This window comes from Hydrogenovibrio sp. (genome assembly GCF_049975065.1).
Taxonomy (GTDB): domain Bacteria; phylum Pseudomonadota; class Gammaproteobacteria; order Thiomicrospirales; family Thiomicrospiraceae; genus Hydrogenovibrio.
The window spans coordinates 13,755-15,574 of record NZ_JBNGDN010000045.1 but is presented as its reverse complement, the minus strand read 5'-3'; the positions used below and the strand labels follow the sequence as shown (position 1 = coordinate 15,574).

2 protein-coding genes are annotated in these 1,820 nt (G+C 54.5%); both read right to left on the bottom strand.

Annotated features, from left to right (window positions below; all coding sequences use genetic code 11):
* Positions 1–50: 50 nt before the first annotated feature.
* Positions 51–1,025 (bottom strand): EF-P lysine aminoacylase EpmA, encoded by a 975-nt coding sequence (gene epmA, locus ACP5D0_RS06665; protein WP_472364883.1) that lies wholly within the window; start codon positions 1,023–1,025, stop codon positions 51–53.
* Positions 1,022–1,588 carry an elongation factor P gene (efp, locus tag ACP5D0_RS06660; protein ID WP_472364882.1) on the bottom strand — a complete coding sequence of 189 codons (567 nt, stop codon included), beginning with the start codon at positions 1,586–1,588 and terminating at the stop codon, positions 1,022–1,024. Before efp ends, epmA begins: the two co-directional genes overlap by 4 nt.
* Between the last annotated feature and the right edge of the window lie 232 nt (positions 1,589–1,820).

Genomic DNA, 1,820 nt, shown 5'->3' with positions numbered 1-1,820 from the left:
GTGGAATCAAGGAGCAAGCAAGGTCGGTGCAAATTTGTGAAATATTCGGGCTAGGCCTGTTCAATGGCAAACGGCAGCACCGCTCGAATATCTGAGGCACCCAATCGCGCCATCAGCAAACGATCCACGCCCAACGCCACCCCGGAACAGGGTGGCAACCCCTGCTGCGCCAAAGCTTGCAGCAAGGCTTCATCCAGCGGCACCTGGGGCAAACCGGCTTCGTCGCGCCGCATCAGATCGGCTTGAAAACGTCGCTGATATTCCGCCGCATCCTGCAATTCTTGATAGCCGTTCGCCAACTCCATGCCCTCCACAAACACTTCAAAACGCCGTGCCAAACGTCCATCCTGCGGGTGAATCTGCGCCAAAGCGGCATCACGCGCCGGGTAGTGATACAAACACGTAATGCGCCCCTGCCCCAATTGCGGTTCAATGATTTCAGTCAACACCAGTTGCTCCCACAAGGGTTTATCGTCAGCCGCCACCCCGACCACTTTGGGCACCTTGTGAGCATTCAGACAGGCCTGGCAGGTTTCGGCATTGGCGTTATGAATGCCTTCCAAACCGGCATAGGCGGCAAAGGCTTCTTCGTATGAAATCATTTCCACCGGACGGTCGTCCAGCAGGGTTTGCACCAGCGCGACGGTTTCCGCCATGATCGCCTCTAAATCAAACCCTAGGCGATACCACTCCAACAGGGTGAATTCGACTTGATGACGCTGACCGATGTCGCCGTCGCGAAACACTTTTCCGAGATAAAAAATATCCCCGCTTCCGGCGCACAGCAGCCGCTTCATCGGGTATTCCGGAGACGTGTGCCAATACAAACGGCGTGGTGCTCGTTCGCCCGGCCACCGCACCTGACTCGACAGAGAGTGCAAATGCACATCCGGTGTGGCCGCCGCAGACAGCATGGGGGTGTCCACTTCCAGCACCGAGCGGGCATAAAAAAACGCCCGCAGCGTTTGCAACGCCTGCGCGCGTTTTTTCAGACGCTCACGCGTGTCCGCAAAGCCCTCGATCACTTGGCGCGCGAAACGTATTCACCGGTTTGGGTGTTGCAGATCACCTTGTCGCCAATCTGCACAAACAACGGCACCTGCACCACGGCACCGCTGGAGAGTGTCGCCGGTTTGCCGCCGGTTCCCGCCGTGTCCCCTTTCAAACCAGGGTCAGTTTCCGTGACTTCCAACGTCACCTGCTTAGGCGGCAACACCGAAATCGGATCCCCGTTCCACAGGGTGACGGTACACATATCTTGTTCAATCAACCATTTGCTGACATCGGCGACAGCCGCTTCGCTGGCCTGATACTGTTCAAATGAAGCGGGATCCATAAAGTGCCAAAACTCACCGTCGTTGTACAGATATTGCAATTCCGTGTCCATGACGTCCGCCGCTTCCACCTTTTCACCGGATTTAAAGGTGTTTTCCAACACCCGTCCGGTGATGAGGTTACGAAACTTAACACGGTTAAAGGCCTGGCCTTTTCCGGGCTGAACAATTTGGTTATCGACAATGGTGCAAGGTTGCCCGTCCATTAAAAATTTCAAACCGTTTTTAAATTCATTGGTACTGACTGTGGCCATAACGCTATCCTTAGAATCTGAAACGACCTGACGCTCAACGAAGTTGCCGAACACCGACACCGCACGCCCAGCGCACTTGGCAAGGCCACCAACAGAATATCTTTAGAATATCTTTGCAATACCCTAGGAATATTCTGGGTGCCCACCTCTTTTCAAGCCGTTTCGTGTAAAATAAACCGCTTATTTTAACCCAAGTCCGTTTGCGACGGTAGCGCCTTATGGCGTCCGATTT

Excerpts from the sequence above, each read along its gene's own strand:
- efp (WP_472364882.1), bottom strand. The coding sequence starts at position 1,588 with ATGGCCACAGTCAGTACCAATGAATTTAAAAACGGTTTGAAATTTTTA.